Annotated in this window: 20 protein-coding genes, 2 pseudogenes and 1 riboswitch; of the genes and pseudogenes, 11 read left to right on the top strand and 11 right to left on the bottom strand. The window is 66.7% G+C overall.

Going from position 1 to position 21706, the window contains the following annotated elements; genetic code table 11:
* Positions 1 to 84 precede the first annotated feature (84 nt).
* Genes K2Y56_RS09675 through K2Y56_RS09665 form a run of 3 tightly spaced genes read left to right on the top strand, consistent with a single transcriptional unit; the run spans position 85 to position 3795 of the window.
* Positions 85 to 633: a formaldehyde-activating enzyme gene (locus K2Y56_RS09675; RefSeq protein WP_292507164.1), complete on the top strand. Its 549-nt coding sequence runs from the start codon at positions 85 to 87 to the stop codon at positions 631 to 633.
* Between the two features lie 49 nt (positions 634 to 682).
* Positions 683 to 1426, top strand: coding sequence for an RNA methyltransferase (locus K2Y56_RS09670; protein WP_292507163.1), 744 nt, complete (start codon positions 683 to 685; stop codon positions 1424 to 1426).
* A gap of 35 nt (positions 1427 to 1461) precedes the next feature.
* Positions 1462 to 3795 (top strand): bifunctional diguanylate cyclase/phosphodiesterase, encoded by a 2334-nt coding sequence (locus K2Y56_RS09665; RefSeq protein ID WP_292507162.1) that lies wholly within the window; start codon positions 1462 to 1464, stop codon positions 3793 to 3795.
* A 16-nt stretch (positions 3796 to 3811) separates the two neighbouring features.
* Here K2Y56_RS09665 and K2Y56_RS09660 read toward each other — a convergent pair whose 3' ends face one another.
* From K2Y56_RS09660 to K2Y56_RS09645, 4 genes are all read right to left on the bottom strand, one after another.
* Entirely contained in the window at positions 3812 to 5107 is a 1296-nt protein-coding gene (locus K2Y56_RS09660) for an aminotransferase class I/II-fold pyridoxal phosphate-dependent enzyme (RefSeq protein WP_292507161.1), read from the bottom strand.
* 27 nt (positions 5108 to 5134) lie between these two features.
* Entirely contained in the window at positions 5135 to 5521 is a 387-nt protein-coding gene (locus K2Y56_RS09655) for a response regulator (protein WP_292507160.1), read from the bottom strand.
* Between the two features lie 61 nt (positions 5522 to 5582).
* On the bottom strand, positions 5583 to 5738 hold the full coding sequence (locus K2Y56_RS09650; protein ID WP_292507159.1) for a hypothetical protein: 156 nt from the start codon (positions 5736 to 5738) through the stop codon (positions 5583 to 5585).
* Between the two features lie 67 nt (positions 5739 to 5805).
* The gene (locus tag K2Y56_RS09645) at positions 5806 to 7086 is read right to left on the bottom strand and encodes an O-acetylhomoserine aminocarboxypropyltransferase (protein ID WP_292507158.1); all 1281 of its coding nucleotides are present in this window, start codon (positions 7084 to 7086) and stop codon (positions 5806 to 5808) included.
* A gap of 128 nt (positions 7087 to 7214) precedes the next feature.
* Here K2Y56_RS09645 and K2Y56_RS09640 point away from each other — a divergent pair, with 128 nt between their 5' ends.
* Together K2Y56_RS09640 and K2Y56_RS09635 are read left to right on the top strand one after the other, a co-directional pair.
* The gene (locus tag K2Y56_RS09640) at positions 7215 to 7574 is read left to right on the top strand and encodes a DUF3140 domain-containing protein (RefSeq protein WP_292507157.1); all 360 of its coding nucleotides are present in this window, start codon (positions 7215 to 7217) and stop codon (positions 7572 to 7574) included.
* A 65-nt stretch (positions 7575 to 7639) separates the two neighbouring features.
* Positions 7640 to 8908, top strand: coding sequence for an MFS transporter (locus K2Y56_RS09635; protein WP_292507156.1), 1269 nt, complete (start codon positions 7640 to 7642; stop codon positions 8906 to 8908).
* Between the two features lie 3 nt (positions 8909 to 8911).
* On the opposite strand, the gene K2Y56_RS09630 is transcribed toward K2Y56_RS09635, so the two are convergent.
* From K2Y56_RS09630 to K2Y56_RS09620, 3 genes are all read right to left on the bottom strand, one after another.
* Positions 8912 to 9451 carry a cyclase dehydrase gene (locus K2Y56_RS09630; protein ID WP_292507155.1) on the bottom strand — a complete coding sequence of 180 codons (540 nt, stop codon included), beginning with the start codon at positions 9449 to 9451 and terminating at the stop codon, positions 8912 to 8914.
* Positions 9452 to 9527: 76 nt separating this feature from the next.
* Positions 9528 to 10700: a zinc-dependent alcohol dehydrogenase gene (locus K2Y56_RS09625; protein WP_292507154.1), complete on the bottom strand. Its 1173-nt coding sequence runs from the start codon at positions 10698 to 10700 to the stop codon at positions 9528 to 9530.
* Between the two features lie 120 nt (positions 10701 to 10820).
* A complete protein-coding gene (locus tag K2Y56_RS09620; protein WP_292507153.1) occupies positions 10821 to 11372 on the bottom strand; it encodes a CoA-binding protein in 552 nt (183 codons plus the stop codon).
* Between the two features lie 46 nt (positions 11373 to 11418).
* Here K2Y56_RS09620 and K2Y56_RS09615 point away from each other — a divergent pair, with 46 nt between their 5' ends.
* The 5 genes and pseudogenes from K2Y56_RS09615 (at position 11419) to gyrB (ending at position 16339) form a co-directional block, all read left to right on the top strand.
* Positions 11419 to 11877 carry a PaaI family thioesterase gene (locus tag K2Y56_RS09615; RefSeq protein WP_292507152.1) on the top strand — a complete coding sequence of 153 codons (459 nt, stop codon included), beginning with the start codon at positions 11419 to 11421 and terminating at the stop codon, positions 11875 to 11877.
* A 217-nt stretch (positions 11878 to 12094) separates the two neighbouring features.
* Positions 12095 to 12307: pseudogene (locus K2Y56_RS09610) on the top strand (FAD-binding protein); the annotation flags it as partial.
* 50 nt (positions 12308 to 12357) lie between these two features.
* Positions 12358 to 12670, top strand: a pseudogene (locus K2Y56_RS09605) (FAD-binding protein); the annotation flags it as partial.
* A gap of 84 nt (positions 12671 to 12754) precedes the next feature.
* Positions 12755 to 13732, top strand: coding sequence for an aldo/keto reductase (locus K2Y56_RS09600; RefSeq protein WP_292507151.1), 978 nt, complete (start codon positions 12755 to 12757; stop codon positions 13730 to 13732).
* 144 nt (positions 13733 to 13876) lie between these two features.
* Positions 13877 to 16339: a DNA topoisomerase (ATP-hydrolyzing) subunit B gene (gene gyrB / locus K2Y56_RS09595; RefSeq protein ID WP_292507150.1), complete on the top strand. Its 2463-nt coding sequence runs from the start codon at positions 13877 to 13879 to the stop codon at positions 16337 to 16339.
* Positions 16340 to 16457: 118 nt separating this feature from the next.
* Here the strand turns inward: gyrB and K2Y56_RS09590 are convergent, their stop codons facing one another.
* The 3 genes from K2Y56_RS09590 to K2Y56_RS09580 form a co-directional block, all read right to left on the bottom strand.
* Entirely contained in the window at positions 16458 to 17276 is an 819-nt protein-coding gene (locus K2Y56_RS09590; RefSeq protein ID WP_292507149.1) for a universal stress protein, read from the bottom strand.
* A 315-nt stretch (positions 17277 to 17591) separates the two neighbouring features.
* A complete protein-coding gene (locus K2Y56_RS09585; RefSeq protein ID WP_292507148.1) occupies positions 17592 to 17831 on the bottom strand; it encodes a hypothetical protein in 240 nt (79 codons plus the stop codon).
* Positions 17832 to 17887: 56 nt separating this feature from the next.
* The gene (locus K2Y56_RS09580) at positions 17888 to 18154 is read right to left on the bottom strand and encodes a hypothetical protein (RefSeq protein WP_292507147.1); all 267 of its coding nucleotides are present in this window, start codon (positions 18152 to 18154) and stop codon (positions 17888 to 17890) included.
* A gap of 261 nt (positions 18155 to 18415) precedes the next feature.
* Between K2Y56_RS09580 and K2Y56_RS09575 the strand changes: the two genes are divergently transcribed.
* Positions 18416 to 18676 (top strand): hypothetical protein, encoded by a 261-nt coding sequence (locus tag K2Y56_RS09575; RefSeq protein WP_292507146.1) that lies wholly within the window; start codon positions 18416 to 18418, stop codon positions 18674 to 18676.
* 352 nt (positions 18677 to 19028) lie between these two features.
* On the opposite strand, the gene K2Y56_RS09570 is transcribed toward K2Y56_RS09575, so the two are convergent.
* On the bottom strand, positions 19029 to 21068 hold the full coding sequence (locus K2Y56_RS09570) for a TonB-dependent siderophore receptor (RefSeq protein ID WP_292507271.1): 2040 nt from the start codon (positions 21066 to 21068) through the stop codon (positions 19029 to 19031).
* Between the two features lie 391 nt (positions 21069 to 21459).
* Positions 21460 to 21660: riboswitch (cobalamin riboswitch) on the bottom strand.
* Between the last annotated feature and the right edge of the window lie 46 nt (positions 21661 to 21706).

Here is a 21706-nt window from a genome sequence, read left to right as displayed (position 1 = left end):
CGGAGAGGGAAAATCGGCAGCGCCCCTGGACATCCGACCTCCGGCCGGGAATGTGCTGCCCGATCGGACGAAGAGGACAGATTCATGAGCGAGCGCATCATCCTGCGGGCCGGCGAGGCCCTGGTCGCCGGCGGGCCGCCGAACACCGCGGCCGAGCCCGAGGTCATCATCGGCGAACTCGATGGGCCGGTGGGCACGGCTCTCGCGACGCTGACCGGCGACCAGGTCGTCGGCCATAGCCGCGTCTTCGCTCTCCTCAACACCGACATCATGGTTCGGCCGGTGACGCTCTGCGTCTCGAAGGTGAGCGTCGAGACCTCGAAATACACCTCTATCCTGATGGGCACGGTGCAGTTCGCCATCGCCAACGGCGTGCTCGACGCCGTCCGGGCCGGCTACATTCCCAAGGAGAAGGCCAACGACCTCGGGATCATCTGCTCGGTCTGGCTCAGCCCCGGCGTGATCGAAGCCGAGACCGTCGACCACAAGGCCTTGTTCGAGATCCAGCGCAAGGGCATGACGGAGGCGATCCGCAAGGCGATGACCAACGAGCCTTCGATCGACTGGCTTCTCGAGAACCAGGACAAGATCATGCACAAGTATTACCAGATGGGCCTCGACGGAAAGATCTGAGCGAGCGCGTCCTCCCATGTCGGACCAGTCAGGGGAGAGGGGGGCGATCTTGGCCCCTCCGGTGGTCATCCTCGTCTCGCCGCAGCTCGCGCAGAACATCGGCATGGTGTCCCGCGCCATGGCGAATTTCGGGCTCACAGAGCTGCGTCTCGTCGCCCCGAAGAACGGCTGGCCGATCAAGGGCGTGCGCGAGGCGGCCTCCGGGGCCGTCGCGGCCCTCGACGGGGCGAGCATCTATGCGACCCTCCCCGAGGCCATCGCCGACCTGCACTACGTCCTCGCCACCACGGCGCGTGAACGAGGGCAGATGAAGCGGGTGATGGCGCCCGACGAGGCCATGGGCGAGGTGGCGGCGAGGACCGGGCATCCGAACCGGCAGCGGGTCGGTATCCTGTTCGGGCGCGAGCGGGTCGGGCTGCACAACGAGGAGGTCTCGCTCGCCGACGCGATCGTCACCTTTCCGGTCTCGCCGGATTTCCCCTCCCTCAACCTCGCCCAGGCGGTGCTGCTCCTCGGCTACGAGTGGCGCCGCGCCGCCGGGCTCGGGCGCCTGCCCTTCACCGGCGAGATGCTGGCTCCGCCCGCCACCCGCGAGGCCATGCTGTCGCTCTTCTCGAGCCTCGAAGCCGCGCTGGAAGCGGCTGGCTTCTATCCGCCCGAAAAGCGCGAGATCATCGCGCGGAACATGCGGGACATGCTGCACCGCATGGCGATGACCGAGCAGGACGTGCGGACACTGCGAGGCGCGCTGCGTGCCCTGACGCGAAAGCACGGCAATCCACCGCAAACTTAACTCAGATAATACTCTTTTCTGCGACGCTCCGCTCGATGTCTACCGATCGACTCAGAGTCATAGGTGGCGAGTTTGCCGCTCCCGAGCGCGAGGCCGCGTTCCAGTCCGAACGTCTTCCGGAAACGCGGCATCATGCCCGACTGACCTTCGTCCTCGCGGCCTTCGTCTATACGCTGGTCGTGATCTCCGACTGGCTCTACGCCGATCGCGGGCTCTTCTGGGACATGCTGCCGCTCCGGCTTGCGATCATCCTGATGTCGGTCGGGTCGTTCCTGGCGGCGCGGCACGTCGCGACATTCTCGCGACTCCAGTGCATCCTCCTCGTCTGGTCCATGGTCACGACGGCGGCCGTGACCGGCCTCTGCGCGTTGCGCCCGTCCATCGCCCCCTTCGTCACGCTGATCCTTCCCGCGCTCTACCTGCTCGTCCTCCCCATGAGGTTCTGGTGGACGTTGATCAGCGCGCTGGCCTGCGCGGCAGCCCTCCTCTCGCTCCCCAGCGTGCAATCGACGTTGATGACGCTTTTCATACCTCTCGTCGTCGTCGATGCCGCCCTTGCCGCACTCCTGATCCGCGGAAACCGGCTGAGGCGGATGGAATGGTTGGCGGTGGAAGCCCGACGTCGCGCCAACGAAGACCTGGCCGATAGCCGGCGCCTCTTCGAGATCATGTTCAAGGCCGTACCGGTTCCCATCGTCGTCTCCCGGCAGCGGGACGGCCGGATCATAGACGCGAACGATGCCGCCTTCGCTTTCTTCGGCTTTCCCAGGCAGACAGATCTCTCGACCTTCCGGACTCACGACCTGATCGGTCCGGCGGAGCGGCGTCGAGTGCAGAAGCTTTTGGACGCGGACGGTCTCATCCAATCCGTCGAGGTGAGCGTCAACGGCGTCGGAGGCGAGCGCCATGACATCCTGCTCTCCGTCGCCAATGTCGACGTGCAGGGCTCCCCCTGCACGATCTCGAGCCTCGTCGACATCACCGACCGTAAGATCGTGGAGGAGCGCATTCGACAAGCCGCGCACCACGATACCGTCACCGGCCTCCCGAATCGCGCCCTGTTTCAGACCACTCTCCAAAGCGAGATCGCGCGGGCGCAGGCGGCGGGATCGCGCCTCGGCCTGATCCTCATCGATCTCGATTCGTTCAAGGAGATCAACGACACCCTCGGCCACGCGGCCGGCGATACCGTACTCAAAGAGGTGTCCCGGAGGCTGAAGCGCGCGGTCGGCGAGGGCAACCTCGTCGCACGGCTGGGAGGAGACGAGTTCGTCATCGTCGTCTCGGACGGGGGCAGCAGGGGGGCAGTCTCCAGGGAACGCCTGAAGGCTCTCGCGGAGACGATCCTCGACCATCTCGATCCGGCTCTGCCGCTGAACGGCCGCCTCGTCACGCCGAGGGCGAGCCTGGGGCTCGCCCTCTTCCCTGACCATGCCGACAATGGCGCGGACCTGTTCGGCAATGCCGACTTGGCGCTGTATTCCGCCAAGAGGGCTGGCGGACGACGCGCGACCCTCTTCGTCCCCTGCCTGAAGGTAGAGACCGAAGCGCGCCTCACCATCGCGCGCGAGATGCGTGTCGCATTGGACGAAGGCGGCCTGGTGCCGTTCTACCAGCCTAAGGTCGATCTTCGTGACGGTAGGGTCGTTGGCTTCGAGGCGCTGGCGAGGTGGCAGCATCCGAGCCGAGGACTGCTGACGCCGGCCGATTTCATAAGCGCCTTCGACGATTCCGAGATCGGCTTCGCCGTCGGCCATTGCCTGATGCGCCAGATCTGCGCCGACATCGCCGCCTGGATCGCGCAGGGGCTCGACCCAGGTCGCGTCTTCCTCAACCTGTCATCGGCCCAGTTCGCCCAGGATGACCTCGCGCGAACGATCTTCGGCGAGATCAGGAGAGCGGGTATCAGTCCCGATCGCATCGGGATCGAGGTCACCGAGACCGTCCTCCTCGGCGGCCAGGGCGACCGCGTGGCATCGGTTCTCGATACCCTGCGGGCCGGTGGCCTCGGCATCGCACTCGACGATTTCGGCACCGGCTATGCTTCGCTCACGCATCTCAAGCAGTTCCCGGTCAGCGAGATCAAGATCGACCGCAGCTTCGTGCGCGACCTCGAACGCGACTCGAACGACGCGGCCATCGTGATGGCGGTCCTCCATCTCGGCCGCAGCCTGGGCCTCGCCGTGACGGCGGAAGGCGTCGAGACCGAAGCTCAGGCCCGGTTCCTGATGGATAATGGCTGCGATCACGCGCAGGGCTACCTCTACGCCAAGCCGATGGCGCAGAGCCGGGTCCAATGGTTCCTGCAGAACCGCCCCGATATCCTCGGGACCGCCGGCATGGACGAGGACGTGCTGCTGATCGCCTGATGGGAACCCTGTGGTCTCAGTTCACCTTGGCGAGGGCCTGCTCGATATCGGCGATCAGATCCTCGACGTTCTCGAGACCGATCGAGAGGCGGACCGTCTCGGGCCCGACCTGCGAGGCCCGCTTGTCGGCCTCGCTGAGCTGCCGGTGCGTGGTGGTGGCCGGATGGATCGCAAGAGACTTGATCTCGCCGATATTGACGAGATGCGAGATCAGTTCGAGGGAGGTGATGAAAGTCTTGGCTGCCGGCTCGCCGCCCTTCAGGGCGAAGGTAAATATCGAACCGGGCCCCTGCGGCGTGTAGCAGGCGGCAAGCGACTCGCCGGGCTGGCCGGGCAGCGCGGGATAGCTCACCCATCCCACCGCGGGATGATCCTTCAGGAAGGCCGCGACGGTCCTGGCGTTGGAACAGTGCCGCTCCATGCGCAGGGGCAGCGTCTCGATGCCGGTGAGCGTCAGGAAGGCGTTCATCGGCGACAGGCCGGGCCCGAGGTCGCGCAGGCCGAAGAGGCGGCAGGCGACTGCGAAGCTGATCTCGGGAAAACGCTCGGTAATGACGAGGCCGTCATAGTCGGGCCAGGGCTCGGTGATGAGGTTGTAGCGCGGGCCCGCCGCCTTCCAGTCGAATCGGCCGGCATCGCAGATCATGCCGCCGATCGTCTGGCCCGAGCCTCCGAGGAACTTCGAGGTCGAGTGGATGACGATGTCGGCGCCGTACTCGATCGGGCGGATCAGCGCGGGGGAGGCGAGGGTGTTGTCGACGACGAGCGGCAGGTTGTGCCGCTTGGCGACTTCCGCGATGCCGACGAGGTCCATCACCGTGGCGCAGGGATTGACGATGGACTCGCAGACGATGGCCTTGGTCTCGGGCGTGATCTGCGCCTCGAAATCGGCGGGTGCCAGGCCGGCGGCGAATTGCGGCTTGAGGTCGTAGCGGCCGTCGAGCCGGCGCATGAGGCCGAGCGAGCCGCCGAACAGGCGCGGCGAGGCGACGTAGGCGTCGCCGCTCTTCATCAAGGTCATCAGGACGAGGAGCAGGGCCGATTGGCCCGAGGACACGGCAATCGCCGCCTTGGCGCCCTCCAGAGCCGCCACGCGCCGCTCCAGGGCTGCAACGGTGGGGTTCGAGCCGCGCGAGTACGAGAAACCGGTCTTGCGCATCGCGAAGATGTCGGCGGCCTGTTCCGTCGAATCGAACACGAAGCCGTTCGTGAAATAGATCGGCTGCACCCGCGCCCCGGTGGAGGGATCGGGCGCCGCGCCGGCATGGACGGCCTGCGTGGCGAAGCGGTGTGGGTGGGTCTCGGGGGCCATCGGGGCCTTCCGTCGGTGGGAGAAGTCTCAGGCGGCGCGTCTGGCGAAGGCCCGCAAGGTCCGCACCAACGTCATCGGCTCGTAGGGCTTGGGGATGAAGCGGGCGCCGTCCGGCATGTCGTTCGGGCCGGGCGTCCCCATCCCGGAGACCACGAGGACGGGAATCGTCGGCCAGCGCCGGGCGACGAGGCGGGCGAGGGCGAACCCATCCATGGAGCCCTGCGGCATGTCCACGTCGGTCATCAAGACGCCGACGTCGTCGCGGTTCTCCAGAACCTTCAGTGCCTTATCGGCATGGGCCGCCTCGACCACCTCGAAGCCGGCATCGGCCAAGGTGTCCGCCGCTTCCATCAGGAGGAGGCCATCATCTTCGACGAGGAGGACGACGGGAGGCGCGTCTGAGTTGTCTGTCATCAGGTCTCGGCTGATCCCGCTGTGACCGTTGGGCGGGGCCTATTCCCCGATCTTCCCGGCGTCAAGAAGGGCGACCCCGGCCGGTTCCGTCACGGCCCCGCGACCGGACCGGCACGAGACGGACGTATGTGGATGGCCGCATGAGCGCCAAGCCGGTCAAAGCGGCGAGGATCAGGCTCCATGTCAGCACCTCGTTCAGCCCGTCAAAACCCGTCATGTCGGTCTCTCCCTGGACAATCTCGCCGCGCCGTCACCAAGGTGGCGGCGAGCCGGTTAACCGTCCGTTAAGCCTTCAAGGCCGCGTCGAGATCCTCGATGAGGTCGGCCGGATCCTCGATGCCGACCGAGAGGCGCACGACTTCCGGCCCGGCGCCGGAGGCCGTCTTCTGCGCGTCGGTGAGCTGGCGATGGGTGGTCGATGCGGGGTGGATCACCAGCGAGCGCGTGTCGCCGATATTGGCCACGTGCGAGAAGAGCTGGAGGTTCGCCACGAGCTTCACGCCCGCGTCGTAGCCGCCCTTGAGCCCGAGCGTGAACACCGCGCCGGAGCCGAGCGGCGTGTAGCGCTTGGCGAGGTGGTGATAGCGATCGGTCTCCAGGCCCGGGTAGCTGACCCATGCCACCGCCGGATGCTTCGACAGATGAGTGGCGACGGCGAGGGCGTTGTCGCAATGGCGCTGCATCCTCAGCGGCAGGGTCTCGATGCCGGTGAGGATGAGAAACGCGTTGAAAGGCGAGAGCGCAGGCCCGAGATCGCGCAGGCCGAGCACCCGGATCGCGATGGCGAAGCCGAAATTGCCGAAGGTCTCGGATAGAACCATGCCCGAATATTCCGGGCGCGGCTGGGACAGCATCGGGTAGCGGTCGTCGCCGGCCCAAGGGAAGGTGCCGCCGTCGACGACGAGGCCGCCGATGGAATTGCCGTGGCCGCCGAGGAACTTCGTCGCCGAGTGGATCACGATATCGGCGCCATGTTCGAAGGGGCGGATCAGGTACGGCGTCGCCATGGTGTTGTCGACGATGAGCGGAATGTTGTGCCGCCGGGCGATCGCCGAGAGAGCGGCGATGTCGGTGATGACGCCGCCGGGGTTGGCGATCGATTCGCAGAAGATCGCTTTGGTGCGGGGGGTGATGGCGCGCTCGAACGAGGACGGATCGTCGGTATCGGCCCAAACGACGTTCCAGCCGAAGTTCTTGTAGGAATGGTTGAACTGGTTGATCGAGCCGCCATAGAGCTTGTTGGCGGCGACGAACTCGTCGCCCGGCTGCATCAGCGCGTGCATCGTCAGGAACTCGGCAGCGTGGCCCGAGGCCACCGCCACCGCCGCGGTGCCGCCCTCGAGAGCGGCGATGCGCTCCTCCAGCACCGCGTTGGTCGGGTTGGTGATGCGCGAATAGATGTTGCCGAAGGCCTGCAGCCCGAACAGCGAAGCGGCGTGATCCACGTCGTCGAAGACGAAGGACGTCGTCTGGTAGATCGGGGTCGCCCGCGCGCCCGTGGTCGCGTCGGGGGCGGCGCCGGCATGGATCGCCAGGGTATTGAAGCCGGGCAGGCGGTCGGTCATGCAATCCTCCTCGCGCGTCCGCGTTAACGAACGCTGGTTCTTTATGCCGGACGCGGCGGCGCGGTCAAGGCGCGGTGGAACCGCATCGAGCTCCTCCGATTGACGGCGACGGACAACCGGAGAACCGCATGGCCGACGATCACGATACGACCGGGCAGGAGAAGGTCTGGACCGAGTTCAAGGACGCCGTCAACATGACGGCTTCGACGCTGGAGACGTTCCTCGAAACGCAGGAGAGCCGCTCGGTTGGCCAGAAGTCATCAGAGGGCGCCGAGTCCACCGGCCATGCGGAGGGCCGGCGCATCGTGACGATCCTGCGCAAGACGAAGTCCGAACTCGATGAGGAAGACTTCGCGCACATGCGCAAGGTCGTCGGCTACGTGCACCGCCATCTCAAGCAGGGCGGCCCAAAGGACGCGGACAAGATGAAGGACTCGCCCTGGCGGCTCTCGCTGATGAACTGGGGTCACGATCCGATGAAGGACTGACCTCCCTTTCAAGGAAACGGACCGGGCGCTGTTCCATCGGCCAAAGCTCGGCTAATGCGCGGCCCATGACCGCGCCCGTCCCCACATCCCGCATCCTCATCGCCAGCTTCGTCGGCACGGCGATCGAGTTCTACGACTTCTACATCTACGCCACGGCCGCGGCCCTGGTGATCGGGCCGATCTTCTTCCCGCCGGGCGATCCGGCGGTGCAGACGCTCGCGGCCTTCGCGACCTTCGCCATCGCCTTCATCGCGCGGCCGATGGGCGCGGCGTTCTTCGGGCATTTCGGCGACCGGGTCGGGCGCAAGGCGACGCTGGTGGCCTCGCTGATGATCATGGGGCTGTCGACGGTGCTGATCGGCTGCCTGCCGTCCTATGCCACCGCCGGCTGGTGGGCACCCGCGGCCCTCTGCGTGCTGCGTTTCGGCCAGGGCCTGGGCTTCGGCGGCGAATGGGGCGGCGCGGCCCTGCTGGCAGTGGAGAACGCGCCGCCGGGCCGACGGGCGCTCTACGGGATCTTCCCGCAGCTCGGGGCGCCGATCGGCTTCATCGCGGCCAATCTCGGCTTCCTGGCTTTGGCAGTCTCCTTGAGCCCGGAGGATTTCCAGACTTGGGGATGGCGCCTGCCGTTCCTCGCATCGGCGGTGCTGGTCGGCGTCGGCCTCTATGTCCGGCTGAAGCTCGCCGAGACGCCGGCCTTCGAGGCGGCGATGGCGCGGTCCGCCCCAGAGCGTGTGCCCCTGGCCATCGTCTTCACCCGCCACCTGCGCGCGACCATGCTCGGCACCTTCGCGATGGTATCGTGCTACGCGATCTTCTACCTGTCGACGGTCTTCGCCCTGAGCTACGGCACGACGACGCTCGGCTTCAGCCGGCCGACCTTCCTGCTGTTCGAATGCATCGCCGTCATCTTCATGGCCCTGGCGATCCCGGTCTCGGGCTGGGCGGCGGACCGCTACGGCCGGCGCCCCGTCCTCCTCACCGGTCTCGCCTTCACGGCCTTTCTCGGGCTGCTGCTCGGCCCGATGCTCGGGAGCGGGGAGGGGGCCAAGGTCCTCGGCTTCCTCTGCCTCGGGCTCTTGGCCATGGGCTGGCTGTTCGGGCCCATGGGGGCGCTCCTGCCCGAGCTGTTTCCGACGCGGGTGCGCTATACCGGCGCTTCGGTGAGCTACAACCTCGCCGGTATCCTCGGCGCCTCGGCCGCTCCTTACCTGGCACAGCAGCTCGTCGCCTGGGGCGGGATCGGCTGGGTCGGGCTCTACCTCGCCGTCGCGGCGGGTTTGAGCTTCATCGCGGTGTGGATGATGCAGGAGACCGCGCGCGGCGCGTTATAGGCCTCACGCCGCCCAGGGCTTGAGGGCGTCCGGCGTCATCATTCCGCGGCTGCCCTCGACATTCTTGGCGACCCCGCGCGAGACCCTGATCCCCTTGGGGTAACCCGTGCGGGCCCGGTAATTGCCGATCGGCGGCAGCGGCACCGCGGTCGAGCGCATCAGCCGATCGGCGCAGACGGCGTCCAGGGCGGTGACGCCGGCCACGGCAGCGGCGGCGAGGAGGAGGTTGTCCTTCTTCGGATTGCCCTCGTAGGCGGCGGCCAGGGTCGCGAGGTCGAGGGCATCGCCCGCGACGCGGCCCCAGATCCAGGGCGTCGGGTCGTCGGAGGTCAGGATGCCGATGCCGGTGGCGACCTCGCGCGCACCATAGGCCTGGACGAGCCCCTCCTGGCCGCGCATCCCGAGACCCCGGGCGAGGGCCTTGGGAGCCAGGAGCTCGACGAGGCCGAGGCCGATGGAGAACCAGCCAAGGCCGCGCGCGAGCGCATCGGTGGCCGTATCGGGATGACCGCGACGGGGGGAACGGGGACCTTCGTAGCGCATGGGATTTCTCCTCGACGATGGGGGCAGGCATCCCCTCTCCCCGCCTGGAAGAGAGGGAAGAGGGGCAAGTGCGCCCTTAAGGCTTGATCACGACCTTGATGCAGCCGTCCTTCTTGTCGCGGAACGTCTTGTACATCTCGGGACCGTCTTCGAGCCCGACCCGGTGGGTGATGACGAAGGACGGGTCGATCTGGCCCTCCTCGATCCGGCGGACGAGGTCGCCGGTCCAGCGGTTCACGTGGGTCTGGCCGGTGCGGATGGTCAGGCCCTTGTTCATGACCATGCCCATCGGGAACTTGTCGATCAGGCCGCCATAGACGCCGGGAATCGAGAGGGTGCCGGCAGAGCGGCAGACATAGGCCATCTCGCGCAGGACATGCGGGCGATCGCTCTCCAGCATCACCGCCTGCTTGGCCCGGTCGACCATGGAATCGATCGTCGCCGTGGCGTGGGCCTCCATGCCGACGGAATCGATGCATTTCTCCGGCCCCTTGCCGGAGGTCATCTGGTTCAGGCGCTCGATCACGCTCTCGTCGGAGAAGTTGATGGTCGAGGCGCCGCCGGCCCGCGCCATCTCCAGGCGCTCGGGCACGTTGTCGATGCAGATGACGTGCTTGGCCCCGAGCAGGATCGCGGAGCGGATCGCCATCTGCCCGACCGGGCCGGCGCCCCAGATCGCCACCGTGTCGGTCGGCTCGATGTCGCATTGCACCGCCGCCTGCCAGCCGGTCGGGAAGATGTCGGACAGGAACAGCACCTGCTCGTCGGTGAGGCTGTCGGGCACCTTGATGTGGGTCGCGTCGGCATAGGGTACGCGCAGATACTCCGCCTGCCCCCCTGGATAGCCGCCGGTGAGGTGGGTGTAGCCGAACAGGCCCGCCGTGGTGCTGCCGAACACCTTGGAGGCCATGGCCTTGTTGCGGTTCGAGCGCTCGCAGACCGAGAAGAAGCCGCGTTTGCACTGGTCGCACTCGCCGCAGATGATCGTGAACGGCACGACGATCCGGTCACCCTTCTTCAAGGCACCGTTGATTCCTTTGCCGACCTCGACGACCTCGCCCATGGTCTCGTGGCCCATGATGTCGCCCTTCTCCATGCCGGGCATGAAGTGGTCGTAGAGGTGAAGGTCGGAGCCGCAGATGGCGCAGGCCGTGACCTTGATGATGACATCTCGGTCCTGCTCGATCTCGGGATCGGGAACCGTATCGCAGCGGATATCCTGCGCGCCGTGCCAGACGAGTGCCCTCATGATGTGTTCTCCCCGCTGCGCCGTTGGGTGGCGTGTGTGGAGAGAACATCCTGAGACGGAGCTATGTTTCGCGTTGGGGAGGCAGCGCAGAAGTGGCCGGAGCGGCATTCCCGCCCCGGTCTAACCCCGCTCGATCGTCAGCCGCTGTACGCCCTTGCCGCCAAGCACGGGCTTCCTCGCGCTGATGATCCGCGAGTTCACGCCCGACCACCCGATCTCGCCCGAGAGCCGCCCGTACTCGATCTTAGGGCAGCGGTTCATCACCACGGTCACGCCTGCGGCCTCCGCGCGGGCGGCGGCTTCGTCGTCTCGGACGCCGAGCTGCATCCAGATCACCTTGGGCAGGACCGGAAGCGCGAGGGCCTCGTCGACGAGACCGCCGGCGGCGTCCGAGCTGCGGAAGATCTCGACCATGTCGATAGGGCCGGGCAAGTCGGCGAGGCGGGCCACCACCGGCTTGTCGAGCAGGGTCTGGCCGGCGAGGCCCGGATTGACCGGGGTGACGTCGTAGCCGCGGCTGAGGAGGTATTTGAGCACGATCCAGCTCGGCCGGGCCGGGTTCGACGAGGCGCCGACGAGGGCGATGGTGCGGGTGCGCGTCAGCAGCCCGCGGATCATCGCGTCCGGATAGGCGATCTGGCGGTGGTCGAGATTTCGGGTCGGATGGCTCATGGTGCCGACTTGTCGGGCATTGCCGGGCGTGCTGCAAGATCGAGGCATGAGCACCCCACCCCTGATGTCGCTGGACGAGACCGTCGCGTTCCTCGAGCGGGAGTTCCCGCAGATGCACCATGGCGGGCGCTCCTACCATCTCGAAGCGGTCGGCCCCTTGAGCGCCACCATGCGGATGGACCACCACGACCGCTTCCTGCGCCCCGGCGGCACCGTCTCGGGTCCTGCGATGATGGCGCTGGCCGATCTCGCCCTCTATGCCGCGATCCTCGCCAATATCGGCCCCGTCGGCCTCGCGGTGACGACGAACCTGAGCTTCAATTTCTTGCGCAAGCCCGGCCCGACGGGGCTCGTGGCCGATGCGAGGCTGTTCAAGCTCGGGCGGCGCCTCGCGGTCGGCGAAGTGCTGATCACCGAGGCGGGCTCGGAGGACCTCGTCTGCCACGCGACGGGAACCTACTCGATCCCGCCGGAGAAGGCCGGCAGAGTTACCCCGATCCGCTAGCCAAGGGCATTCACCGCTCTGCAGGGAAGGATGCCTAAGTCGCCCCCGTCCGGAGCCTCTCCTTCGCCTCGGCAGCCAACGCCGACAGGGTGCCCGGTGGTAACCCTGCTGCGGCCTGGAGCTGCGCGCCGATCAGCGCCGCACCCAAGGCACTCGTCAGCAAGGTAGCGGCAACAACCCCGGCACACTCCGCCTTCGAGTCCGCACCCGCCGGCTCATCGGCCCGCAGGGTCTCCACGCGGGGCTCGTCGGCCTCGTGGCCGCCACCGGATTGACCCGCGCGGTCAAGCGCGTCACCGTCGTCGACCAGGAGCCGGAGCAGAATGTCGGCGGTCAGACGTTCTGGTCGCTTGGCGGCCTCTTCCTCGTCGATTCTCCCGGGCAGCGGCGCCTGCGCATCCGCGATTGCCTCGATCTCGCCCGACAGGACTAAATGGGCTCGGCGGGGTTCGACCGCGACGAGGATCGTTGGCCCCCGAGAGGCCCCATGCGATGCTCGATCCGGCCCACGGCCCCCTCATCGCCGCGCGCATGAACATCCTCACCCGCAAGATTCTCAGCCGCAAGACCCTCAGTTGCAAGACCTTCGGCGGGCTCAACACCGGCCTCGATTCCCGTGTCTTCGGGCAGGACGGCGCGATCATCGAGGGGCTCTACGCGTTCGGCGAGGTCGCGGACTTCGGCGGCATGCAGGGCTATGGCTTCGCTCGAGTGCACCTTCCTCGGCGGGTGCCACTTCTCGGGGCGCCAGGCTGGCCGGGCGGCGGCGAAGGGGCCGCCGCCTCGCGATTGAGCCGGGGATGACGCCCTGGAGTGAAGGGCGGATCGTGGTATGCCGAAATGGCAATCTCGGGAGCCGCTGCGCGAAAGGGTGACCATGCAGGCAAGACCGATCGGCCGCTCCGGCCTCTCCGTGGCGCCGCTCTGCCTCGGCGGCAACGTCTTCGGCTGGACCGCCGACGAGGCGACCTCCTTCGCGATCCTCGATCGCTTCGTGGAGTCCGGGCTGAATTTCATCGATACCGCCGACGTCTATTCGCGCTGGGCCTCAGGCCATCAGGGCGGCGAATCCGAGACGGTGATCGGCAACTGGTTCAAGCGAAGCGGTCATCGCGAAAAGATCGTGCTCGCGACCAAGGTCGGGATGGATATGGGGCAGGCGGGCAAAAATGACCCCGGCAAGGGCCTGTCCGCCGCACATATCGAGCACGCGGTCGAAGCGTCGCTGCGCCGCCTGCAGACCGACCGGATCGACCTCTACCAGTCGCATCTCGATGATGCCGCCACACCGATCGAGGAGACGCTGGCCGCCTACGAGCGCCTGATCAAGGCCGGCAAGGTCCGGGCGATCGGCGCCTCGAACTATTCCGCGGCTCGCCTGCGGCAGGCTCTCGACGTCGCCAAGGCGCGATCCCTGCCGCGCTACGAGTGCCTGCAGCCCGATTACAGCCTCGCCGAACGCGCCGGCTACGAAAGCGAACTCGAGCCGCTCTGCCGGCGCCAGGGGATCGGCGTCATTGGGTATTTCTCCCTCGCCGCCGGCTTCCTCACCGGAAAGTACCGCTCGCCCGATGCCGCCGAGGGCCGGGCGAGGGGCGGCAACGTCCAGAAATACCTCAACCCGCGCGGCTTCGCCCTCCTCGACGTTCTCGACGGAGTCGCGGCCGAGCACGGCGCAACGCCGGCCCAGGTGGCGCTCGCCTGGCTCATCGCCCGCCCCGGCGTGACCGCGCCGATCGCCAGCGCGACGTCGCTGGCCCAACTCGACGAGTTGATCGGGGCGGTATCGCTGACCCTGTCGGCCTCCGCCGTCGATCGACTGTCGAAGGCGAGCGCGGGCGGCATTCGCGTCTAAGGAAAGCGCGTCTGCACACGCCCAAAAACAATGCAATTCCAAGGGATCACCCCTATATAAGCCCAGCTGACGAATCGCAGGCGCGCCCATGGCTTGAGCCGGGGCACCACAACCAAGCAAAGACCCGCCTGCCTGAGGAACTTCATGTCCGACAACAACCACGACGACGCTTCCCGCAACCTTGCGTCCACGGCCTATGGCGCTGAATCGATCCGGGTCCTCAAGGGGCTCGATGCGGTGCGCAAGCGCCCCGGCATGTATATCGGCGACACCGACGACGGCTCTGGCCTCCACCACATGGTCTACGAGGTGGTGGACAACGCCATCGACGAGGCGCTGGCCGGTCACGCCGACCTCGTCACCGTGACGCTGAACGCCGACGGCTCGTGCACGGTCTCCGACAACGGCCGCGGCATTCCCACGGACATCCACAAGGAGGAGGGGGTGTCGGCAGCCGAGGTCATCATGACCCAGCTCCATGCCGGCGGTAAGTTCGACCAGAACTCCTACAAGGTCTCCGGCGGCCTGCACGGCGTCGGCGTCTCCGTCGTCAACGCCCTGTCGCAATGGTTGCGCCTGCGCATCTGGCGCAACGGCAAGGAGCACGCGATGGAGTTCCGCCACGGCGATGCGGTCTCGCCGCTCAAGATCGTGGGCGACGGCAACGGCCGCCACGGCACCGAGGTGTCGTTCCTGCCCTCGACAGACACCTTCACGATGATCGAGTTCGACTACGGCACGCTGGAGAAGCGCCTGCGCGAGCTCGCCTTCCTCAATTCCGGCGTGCGCATCGTGCTCACCGATGCGCGCCATGCCGAGCACAAGCGCGAGGAGCTCTATTACGAGGGCGGCATCGAGGCTTTCGTGCGATACCTCGACCGCTCGCGCAAACCCATTGAAGGCATGACGAAACCCGTGATGGTGCGGGCCGTGCGCGACGACATCCGCGTCGAGGTCGCCCTGTGGTGGAACGACTCGTTCAACGAGACCGTGCTGCCCTTCACCAACAACATCCCCCAGCGCGACGGCGGCACCCACATGGCGGGCTTTCGCGCCGCGCTGACCCGCCAGATCACCGGCTATTCGGAATCCTCCGGCATCGCCAAGCGCGAGAAGATCACGCTCACCGGCGAGGATTGCCGCGAGGGTCTCACAGCGGTGATCTCGGTGCAGGTGCCGGATCCGAAGTTCTCGTCGCAGACCAAGGACAAGCTCGTCTCCTCCGAGGTCCGCCCGGCCGTCGAGAACGTGCTCAACGAGGGCCTGTCGAACTGGCTCGAGGAGAACCCGACCCTCGCCCGCTCGGTGATGGCCAAGGTCATCATGGCCGCCTCCGCTCGCGAGGCGGCGCGGAAAGCCCGCGAGACGGTGACCCGCAAGGGCGTCCTCGATATCGCCTCGCTGCCCGGCAAGCTCGCCGATTGCCAGGAGCGCGACCCGTCGAAATGCGAGATCCTGCTGGTGGAGGGCGATTCCGCCGGCGGCTCGGCCAAGCAGGGCCGCGACCGCGCCTTCCAGGCGGTGCTCCCCTTGCGCGGCAAGATCCTCAACGTCGAGCGGGTGCGCGCCGACCGCATGCTGTCCTCGGCCGAGATCGGCACGCTGATCACGGCGCTCGGAGCCGGCATTGGCCGCTCGTCCACCGACCGCGAAGGCTTCAACCCGGAGAAGCTGCGCTACCACCGCATCATCATCATGACCGATGCGGACGTGGACGGCTCGCACATCCGGACCCTGCTCCTCACCTTCTTCTTCCGGCAGATGCCGGAGGTGATCGAGCGCGGCCACCTCTACATCGCCCAGCCGCCGCTCTATAAAGCCGCCAAGGGTAAGACCGCGATCTACCTCAAGGACGAGCGCGCGCTCGAGGACTACCTCATCGATGCGGGCGTCGACGGCGCGGTGCTGCGCCTTGCGTCCGGCGCGGAGTTCGGCGGATCGCAGCTCAAAGCCCTCGTCGAGGAGGCGCGCCAGTTCCGCGGGCTGATGCAGGCGCTCCATACCCGCTACGACCGCGCCATCGTGGAGCAGGCCCTCGTCGCGGGCGCCTTCCGGACCGACGCCGCCGAGGACCCTGCCAGGGCGGAGCCACTGGCCACCGAGATCGCGCGCCGCATGGACCGGATCGCCGAGGATATCGAACGTGGCTGGGAGGGAACGGCCCGGGATGGCGGCTACGAGTTGAGCCGCACTCTGCGCGGGGTGCGCCAGGTCTCGACGCTCGACGCCACGCTCATCGCCTCGCAGGAGGCACGGCGCCTCTCGGACCGGGCCGAGCACCTGCGGGAGATTTACGACGAGCCGGTCACCTATGCCCGCAAGGGCGAGGAGACGGTGCTGCACGGCCCCGTCGGCCTGTTCGAGGCGGTGATGGCCTTCGGTCGCAAGGGCCTCCAGCTCCAGCGCTACAAGGGCCTCGGCGAGATGAACCCGCAGCAGCTCTGGGAGACCACCCTCGACAGCGAGGTTCGCTCACTGCTGCAGGTCAAGATCAAGGACACCCAGGATGCCGACGACCTCTTCGTCAAGCTGATGGGCGACGTGGTCGAGCCCCGTCGCGAGTTCATCCAGGACAACGCCCTCAGTGTGGCGAATCTCGACGTATGATCGCCGCATGTGCAGGAGCCATCATGCGGGACGACCCTCTTTGACGGGACAGCGCGTATTTCGTCCCGTCGCGTAGCCGTGACAGGCTTCCATTCGCTCGCCGGCGCGCTCACATGGACTAATGGCTCATGAGGCAGCAGATCGGGGCCTCCTGGAGGAGCTTTCGGGTCACGCTGCCGAACATCATCTCCCGCATGCGCGAGTGGCCGTAGGCTCCGGCGATGATCAGATCCGCATCCACCCGCTTGGCGATGGCGAGGATGTCCGAGGCGACCCCGGCATGGGAGCCGGGATGCGAGAGGATCGTCGCGGCCACGCCATGTTGGGCGAGGTGCTCCACGACGTCTCGTGCGCCGGACTGCTCGGGTTCGGCCCCGACTGCGACCACCGAGACCTCGTCCGCAGCTTTGAGGAAAGGCAGCCCGTCCCAGAGCGCGCGGTGCGCCTCCCGCGTGTCCTTCCAAGCGACGACGATCCGGCGCGCGGCAAGGCTATCGACATGCGGCGGAGCCACGAGCACGGGCCGGCCAATCCGCAGGATCAGTTCGCCGGGCTCGATGCTGCAGCACCAATCGTCGTTGTTCTCCTCATCGTACCGATTGACGACCACGACATCCGCCGCCCTCGACTGCTGCGTCAGGTACGCCATCGGGTCAATTCGCGCCGTCCGGCACTCCGGCCTCGTCAGCTTTGAGGTGAGCGTCCGGAACTTTGTTTCGACTTGTGCCAGGTCGTCGGCCACACGCCGGTACGCCAGCTCTATGGTCTCGGTGTTGATGTAAGAGCCCTTGCCATAGAACTTCGCCGGCAAGGTCGGCCGGGCAGCGATCCCGATCAGCCGGGCGCCGAAGCGATCCGCCACGCTGGCGCCGATCTTCAGGCGGCCCATCGAACATGAGCCGAGGTCGAGGGGGACCATCACTGTGGCGAAAGCCATGGCGACCTCCATCCGCCTGGCATGCATTGATCGGCGGGTTCACTCCCGCATGCGCCCAAGCCCGACAATCCTACTCCCGCTCGTCGCGCTTCGCGAGTGTTTCGCGATTCGCAGCGCCCAGGTCACGCAAGCATACGCGGCACATGCATCATCGCGGTTGCTTGGCGACGTGGAGCGTCGCTTCTTCGTCATGACATCGGATCTGAAGAGGGGCGGCGAGGCTGACGAACGTCGATCCGACGTGAGGCCGGCAAGGTGATGCGGGACCTCGCCCGCGCTCAAGCGCGTTCGGCAGACGGTTCGGCGTCGGACGCGTCAGCGCCCACTACCCCGCATGCTCCTTTGCCGGCAGGTTCGGCCCATATCCTCATAACCGGCAGGACAGCGGCGGACGCAGGCCCCAGCCGCATACTTGAGCGGCGGCCTGCAGGCTCTGCTGAAGCGCTGTTCCTGGAACAGGAAGTCCTTGGCCGGGCTCTGCGCGATCGCGGGAACCGGGGTGCTTATCGGGACCACGACGGCCGCCACGAGGGCACCATAGAGGAAGCGAGTCATCGATCGTCCTGGGTCCTGAGGCTCGACGTCAGCCAACCTGCGCGATCCGGTTTGGTTCAATGGCTGACGTTCTCCGAAAGCACGGAACGCGGGACTCTCTCGGTCACCGCCTCCTCGGTGAACTTGGCTGCGGCTGTCTCGCCATCCTCCCGCCGGATCACCTCGCCGAGTTCGACTGCCCGGCGGCGGATCGATAGGTCGTCCGTTGCGGCGACCACCTCGGCGAGGCGATCCGCCGACCAAGCCCTCCCAGGAAGTGCGGGCGGACCGGTGCCCAATGCCGCGACGCGTTCCCTCCAGAAAGGGTGCTCGCCGAAGAACAAGCAGAAGCACCTCCTCCTGCAACTTGCCATCCGCTGCAGAGCAACAGCCTTCCGTAGCCCGAGAGCATGCTCGAGATCGCAGGCAGCGTCTGGGAATGGACATTCCTGCCCGGACCCCGGTGAGCCGTGCAGACACACCGTCTTTCCGCATCCGCCCGGATTTTCGCAGGAACAGGCGACTTCGAATGAACCTTGGCCTTCGGCGGCGGTTGAGAGGCAAGCTGAGCCATTGGGCAAGCTCTCTGACCGAGGAGTGGCATCGTGGATCTGACAGGACGGTTCTGGTTCAAGCGAACCTGGGGCGGCAGGCTGATCCTGCTGGTGGAGGAGAAGAAGCCTCGCCGCAGACTGTTCTCCAAGGGCGTCCCGGAGTTCAAGCTGCGCTGGCGCGAGGCCAAACTCCTCGATTTTGCTGACCCTGCCTTGAGCTCCCTCGTCGATCTCGGGAGGCAGCAACGTCACGGCGCCTCGGCATCGAAGATCGGCGGTCCGCGCCTGGTTCCGGTGCCCGCTGCCGCGTAAGGCTCGATCAGCCGAGCCGGTTTCGCCCTCTGCGTCGGCCGATCCGGCGCAGCTTCATGGCGAGCTGTTGCATTTTCGTTCTCGAGCCTTGCCACATTTCGACTGTTGCTGCTGACGCAGCGGTTAGAGTCGTATCGGGCGCCGGTTCTTCGGGCATCCAGAACCCCGAAGACGGGGGTATGCCAAGCTACGCAATCGCTTCACGGGTGAGATGATCGCTCCTGCCCGGCAGCCAGCCGAGTATGCTGTCAGGGGTATGGGGTCCACCTTACGATGAATGTGTCCGAGCCCGCTTTTGCCGCCGTGAAAACCGATCGTCGGCTTCGGTGTACTCGAAAGACGGCCGAAACCGTCACCAGGTGACGCTGTAGGCGAGTTCCACCGTGCGTGGGCGCCCGAGCAACCAGTTGGTGCCGACGCCGTTCACCGCGTTGCCCCTGATCGCGTAGACCTCGTCGAAGAGGTTGTAGACCCGCAGGGACAACCGCGACTCGCGCGACACCTGATGGTCGAGGCCGGCATTGACCAGGGTGTAGGCCGGCCGCCGGGCGTTGTTGCCGAAATCGCTGAAGGTCTCTCCCACGTATTGCAGGCCGATTCGTGCCTCCCAGTCGCGCGCAAACGCGTAGTTGATCCACAGATTGCCGATGCGCTCGGGCACGTCGATGGGCTGGCGCCCGGCATAGGAAACGACGGCGCCGCCGACAGTCTCGTTGAAGTCGTCGTACTGGGCGCGGAGGACGGCGAGGTTGGCGTCGACCCGCCAGGCTTCGGACAGGTGCACCGCGAGTGCCGCCTCGAACCCGTGCGAGGATTGCCGGCCCACTTGCGTCGAGATCGTCGGTTGGCCCGGCACCGTCGAGATCAGGTTGTCCTTGACGATGCGGTAGCCGGCCAGGGTCCATTCCACCGCGCCCGCGAAAGCCACGCCTTTAGCCCCCACCTCGACCTGCTGCCCGGTGGACAGTTGGAAGCCGGCCAGATTCTGCGAGAGTGAGATCAGGCTGCCGACGGGATCGGTGGCGGTGGCGTATTGCGCGTAGAGGGCCGTGTCGGGGGTCGGGTTGTAGACGGCGCCGAAGCGGTAGCTCAGGGCACGGAAATCCTTGTCGAAGGCGGCGCCTGTGACGAGGTTGGTGCGATGCAGGCTCGGAGCGTCGTAGCGCCCGCCGGAGAGCAGAGAGAGTTTTTCGGAGAGGATCAGCCGGTTCTCGGCGAAGACCGAAGCTTGGTCAGTGCTGGTGGCATAGGCCGGTCTCGCCCGGCCGGCGGCGGGGAACCCGCCCGGATCGTAGGCGAACGGGCTCACGCTGGTAGTCGTGTCGAAGTAGAAGTTGTTCGTGTGGGTGAAGGCGATGTGGTTGACGTCGAAGCCGGCGACGAACTCGTTGCGAAATCCGAAGAGATTGCCCCGGAAGGTCGCGTCGAAGCGGTTCCCGACCTGCTCCTGCTGGTGGTAGATCTCAAGGTAATCCGAGCGGTCGATCAGTCCCGTCGAGCGGTTGAAGGCGTATTGCTCGACGTCGCGCCAGTGGCGGCGGCTCCGCAGGCGATAAGCGGTGTTGCGGATCGTGACGTCGGCCGAGGGCGACCACTCGGTCTTCAGTTGCGTCCAGTTGTCGGTCCAGAGGATCTTGGCGTCGCGGACGTTGTAGTTTTTGAACCGAGTGGATTCGAATATCCTGCCGTTCACCAGGGGCGTGCCCCAGTATCGGACGGGCTCCTGGTAGCCGAAATCGTGGGAGAGCGTGAAGGCGAGGTCGGGGCTCGCCTGCAAGGTCACGGCGCCCGAGACCGCAAGATTGCGGAAATCCCCGTCGGGCGAGAGCCAGCCGCCGGCGCGGTTGCCGCTGACGTTCAGCCGATAGGCCACTGCATCGCCGATCGGGCCGCCGGTATCGAGGGCCAGCCGGGCAATGCCGTCGGAGCCGAGCGCCGCGCGGGCTTCATGGATCGGGGTGAAGACCGGCTTCTTCGTCACCACGTTGACGACGCCGCCGATCGCCCCATCGCCGTAGAGCACGGAGGCCGGGCCGCGCAGGACCTCGATGCGCTCGACGTTCCAGGTGTCGAACGGGAACGTCACGGTCCCGGCCCCCACGAACAGCCTCGTGCCGTCATAGAGTTGCTGGATCGAATTCGGTCCGGCGAAGCCCCGCGCCGTAAACGCGCCGTTGCCGTTGCCGGGATCGGCGATGGTGGTGATGCCGGTGGCGTTCTGCGACACCGCCTCGGCGACGCTGTTCTGGCCGCGAAGGCGCGTCGTCTCCCCGGCGATCACGTCGACGCTCGCGGGTGTCTCGATCGGCGCGAGGCCGAGGCGGCTGGCGCTGCGGCTCGGCGCGCGCAGGTTCAGACCCTGGCCAGGGACGCCCGGGCCGGCGACCGACAGGGTGTCGAGGGTGACGGCCTCCTGCGCCAAGGCAGGAGGCGCCGCCAGGGCCGAGGTCAGGAGAACGGCACGGCCGAGGCGAGGATGGCGCGAGAGAATGATCAAGGGGACAACCGAGTGGAACGCAGGCAGACGCCGTGCTGCACCCATACAAGATATAATGTTATACTGTTACACAATTCTCACGGGCAGCGCGTTTCCCTCGACGAGGGTTTGGCGCCATCGCGGCAGCGATGGAGAATGCGACACAATAAACAGGCTGTCTGGCATGGTGGGTGACGGCATGCGCGCCTGAGCGCTGTGGTGGCACGTCACCGCGAACGAAGCCGGACAGCACGCGCGAGGCGCACGATCCGACACCCCACCAGGACACCCCGCCCGATGCGTTCCGCGTGTGACCACGGCTGACGGCAGGTCTCCTGGCTCACGGGTCACCGCCCTCTCATCGTCTTCCCAGGTGAGACACCCAGTGACGTGTTGATGATGGGCTCGCCGCTTACAGTTGCGGGGGCAGCCGTGGCATCGGAGCCAAGCTCCTCACCGCGTTCCCTTTTGATCCTCGTCGCGAGGAACCGTCACGGCCAAGGTAACTGATGGGCGAAGCCCGCGTCAACGATCGCCCGTCTTTCGCTGCGGAT

The organism is Methylobacterium sp., from assembly GCF_019745455.1.
Classification (GTDB): Bacteria; Pseudomonadota; Alphaproteobacteria; order Rhizobiales; family Beijerinckiaceae; genus Methylobacterium.
This window is presented reverse-complemented; position numbering and strand designations above follow the sequence as displayed.